Source organism: Mesorhizobium sp. M7A.F.Ca.AU.001.01.1.1 (assembly GCF_004022735.1).
GTDB lineage: Bacteria > Pseudomonadota > Alphaproteobacteria > Rhizobiales > Rhizobiaceae > Mesorhizobium > Mesorhizobium ciceri.
On record NZ_RZPF01000687.1, the window covers coordinates 1 to 3,521 of the forward strand.

A 3,521-nucleotide genomic window follows, 5' to 3' on the forward strand; every position below is an offset into this window, starting at 1 on the left:
TTGCGACATGCATCAATTTTCGCCCGTCGGCTCGAGGATCAGGATGTCGATGTCGCGGTCGGGGTAGAAATCATCCGCCGTCATCTCGAAGGTCGTCGGTCCGGTCTTTTTGACATTGTCGCCGCAGAACGAGACCAGGGCTTTCGGATTGCCCTTGTCGATCGTCAGCTTGAACTTGCCGATCGTGCCCGTAGCCCAGTTGCCGCCGGTGGTCAGGATATAGGCGATGCGGCTCTCGAAATATTTGGGGTAGCCGTCAGGGTCGTCCTTGGCCGCCTTGCGCACCGCATTTTCGAATGTGCCGTCCATGCAATACCGGGTCTTGTAGGCCGCATACTGACCCTGGAATTTGCCGTCGTAGAAGAAGCTGACCGAAGACGTGCCGCCGACGCTCGGTCTGTAGTGGTGGGAAACATGGACGTCCTTGTTGGCCGGAAAGGTCGAGCGCCACCAGTAGGTCGAACGCAATTGCCAGAACGGGGTGTAGACCTTGCTCGTCTCGGTGCCGTCGCTGCCGGTGTCCTCGATGATGATGCCGCGGTTGACCCAGTCATCGACAACCGCTTGCGGCAGCTTCGCCAGCGCCGCCTTCGCCGCATCGCCGAAAGGATAGAACGGCACGTTTTGCGCCTTCAGCTCAGCGCTGATGTCGATGCCGAGCGCCAACACCTTCTGCTCGAGCTGCGGCTTTGCGGCGACACCGTCGATCGTCACCTCGAAACCGAGGAAATTATCGCTCTGATTTTCAGGAATCGCCGGGATTTCTTCGGGATTGCCCGATATGTCGGGCATCGGGAAGGCGACGATGGCCTGGACATCCTGATCGGTGTTGTTGTGGAAGACATAGTCGACCGTGACCTTTTCCGGCGAGATGAAAAGGTCCTCGCTTTGCATCGCCACGGCATCGCTGCGCGACAGGATCAGGCCGCCGGTGCCAAGTTCGGCAACCGAATCATTGGCGAAAGCGGGTGCGGACGACAAGGCCAGCACGGCGGTCAGAACATATCGCAACATGGAAGCCCCCTCGGCTGGAATGCCTGCAGGACCCTAGCCGTTTCAATGTGGCGTTCAAAGCCCTTCCGTATCCGCGGACGCACCAAAGGGAGATGGACTGCGGTCTGGACACGCGCCAGCGCGGTCTGGACACGCGCCAGCGCGGTCTGGACACGCGCCAGCGCGGTCTGGACTAACGGGTTCCGATCGGGCAGGAGTTCGCCCATGCGCAAGCTTCTCGTCATCGGCATCGGCGCCGGCAATCCCGACCACATGACCGTTCAGGCCATATCAGGCCTGAACCAGGCGGATGTGCTGTTCATTCCCGACAAGGGCGCGAAAAAAAATGAATTGGCCGAACTGCGCCGTCAGATCTGCGACCGCTTCGTCACCAATCCGAAGTCGCGGCGCGTCGAATTCGACGTGCCGGTGCGCGACCTCCCGGTAGAAGATGGGCCGGCGCCCTCCTACCGCTCGACCGTCGATGACTGGCATGAAGCCATCGCCGCCATTTACGAAGGCCTGATCCGCGACGAGATTGCAGGCGACGGCTGCGGCGCCTTCCTGATCTGGGGCGACCCTTCGCTCTATGACAGCGCGTTGCGCATCCTTGAGCGCGTGCGCCTGCGAGGCGATGTGGCGTTCGAGCTTGAGGTCATCCCCGGCATCACCGCCGTCCAGGCACTTGCCGCCAGCCACAAGATGGCGCTGAACCGCATCGGCGATTCCGTCCTCATTACCACCGGCCGCCGCCTGACCGAAGAAGGCATGCCGGACAATGCCGGCAGCGCGGTCGTCCTGCTGGACGGCAAATGCGCCTTCAACACGCTGGCCGACAAGGATGTCGTCATCCATTGGGGCGCCTATCTCGGAACGGAAGACGAGATCACCCTCTCCGGCAGGATCGGTGACATCGGCGCAAAGATCGAAAAAGTTCGAGAGGAAGCTCGTCGGCGGAAGGGCTGGATCATGGACAGCTATTTGCTGCGCAAGCCCGAATAGGAAGGCAATAGGGGAGTAAGGCAGTAGGGGAGTAGGTGAATGACGTTTTGTGTTGGAAGACAGCACGCGAATGCCTCCCTACTGCCCTACTGCCCTACTGCCCTACTGCCCTACTGCCCTACTCCCTCACCCAGCCTCAATCTCCGCCTGCAACGCCTCCATATGCGTCGCTGCCGCGGCCGCCGCCGCGCGCTCGATGGCGCGGAAGCGGCTGACCACTGCCAGGCCGACCGCCGTCAACTGTGCGCCGCCGCCCTTGCGGCCGCCGGTCTGTGCCGCCACCAGCGGCTTGCCGAATACCCGGTTCATGTCCTCGACCAGGTCCCAGGCGTGCTTATAGGACATCTCCATGCCGCGCGCGGCGGCCGAGATGGAGCCGAAGGCGGCGATCTGTTCCAGGAGCTTGATCTTGCCCGGCCCGACGCGCCCGTCGGGATCGAGATTTATCCGCAAGCTCAGCGACGGCATCTTTGCTCTCCGCGGTCACATCCCAACATCATACTAGAAGCTCCCTGGCGAAACCGCTATTCCAAAAAGACATAGCGGGATCATCCACCCGTCTCGGGGGGCAGGCCGGCGCCGGTGTTCGCCCGATCGAAGCTCACCGTCTTGATCACCGCGAAAACCTTGCCGCCAAGATGAAGCTTCAGCGCCTGCCGCGACTGTTCGGTGATGCGGGCAAGCACGGTTGCGCCATTGCAGTCGATACCGACCTCGACCGCCGGTCCCTCGCCGGGGCTCATCGCGGTAATGGTTCCCGGCAGGATGTTGAGCGCGCTGAGACCCCTCGGCTTTTCGGTGGCGATCATCACATCGCGGGCGCGGATACGGATGCGCACCGGCGTACCTGTCTTCATCGCCAGCTGTGGCACCCGGAGCTCGCCCGCAGCCGAGCCGAGCACGGTCATGCCGAAACTCTCGTCGTGATGCAGCACCTTGGTGTCCAGCACGGCGCCGCCCTCACCGCGCTCCTCCGCCGGCAACAGGTCGAGCCTTTGCATCACCGCCTCGGTCGGCCCGCTGGCAACGACATTGCCCTGCGCCAGCATCACCACGTCGCTGGCCAGCCGCGCCACTTCGGCGACCGAATGACTGACATAGACGATCGGGATTTTGATCTCGTCGCGCAGCCTTTCGACATAGGGCAGGATTTCGGCCTTGCGCGCCTCGTCGAGCGAGGCCAGCGGTTCGTCCATGAGCAGCAGTCTGGGGCTGGCAAGCAATGCCCGGCCGATCGCCACACGCTGTTTCTCGCCACCTGAGAGCTTTGCCGGCCGCCTGTTCATGAGCGGCCCGATGCCGAGCAGGTCGACGACGGCATCGATATCGGCGTAGCGCTCCGCCGGCGGCGTGAACCAGCGGCCGTAGCGAAGATTGCCGGCAACGCTCAAATGCGGAAACAGCCTTGCGTCCTGGAACACCATGCCGATGCGGCGCTTGTGCTTCGGCACGAAAATGCCGGCACCGGTATCGACCAGCACACGGCCGTCAACCTCGATGCGTCCCTTGTCGGGCCGGATCAGCCC

Annotated in this window: 4 protein-coding genes; 1 reads left to right on the forward strand and 3 read right to left on the reverse strand. The window is 62.8% G+C overall.

Annotated features, from left to right (window positions below; translation table 11 throughout):
* Positions 1–12: 12 nt before the first annotated feature.
* Complete coding sequence (locus EN884_RS29835) at positions 13–1,014, reverse strand: DUF4424 domain-containing protein (RefSeq protein ID WP_128360910.1); 1,002 nt, start codon at positions 1,012–1,014, stop codon at positions 13–15.
* A gap of 204 nt (positions 1,015–1,218) precedes the next feature.
* On the opposite strand from EN884_RS29835, the gene cobF reads away from it, so the two are divergent.
* Positions 1,219–1,995 (forward strand): precorrin-6A synthase (deacetylating), encoded by a 777-nt coding sequence (gene cobF / locus EN884_RS29845; RefSeq protein WP_013531027.1) that lies wholly within the window; start codon positions 1,219–1,221, stop codon positions 1,993–1,995.
* A 126-nt stretch (positions 1,996–2,121) separates the two neighbouring features.
* Here cobF and EN884_RS29850 read toward each other — a convergent pair whose 3' ends face one another.
* Positions 2,122–2,463, reverse strand: a complete 342-nt coding sequence (locus EN884_RS29850; protein WP_063168278.1) for a winged helix-turn-helix domain-containing protein — start codon at positions 2,461–2,463, stop codon at positions 2,122–2,124.
* An 80-nt stretch (positions 2,464–2,543) separates the two neighbouring features.
* Positions 2,544–3,521 (reverse strand): molybdenum ABC transporter ATP-binding protein (modC, locus tag EN884_RS29855; RefSeq protein ID WP_128360911.1); only part of this gene is annotated, 978 nt, incomplete at its 5' end.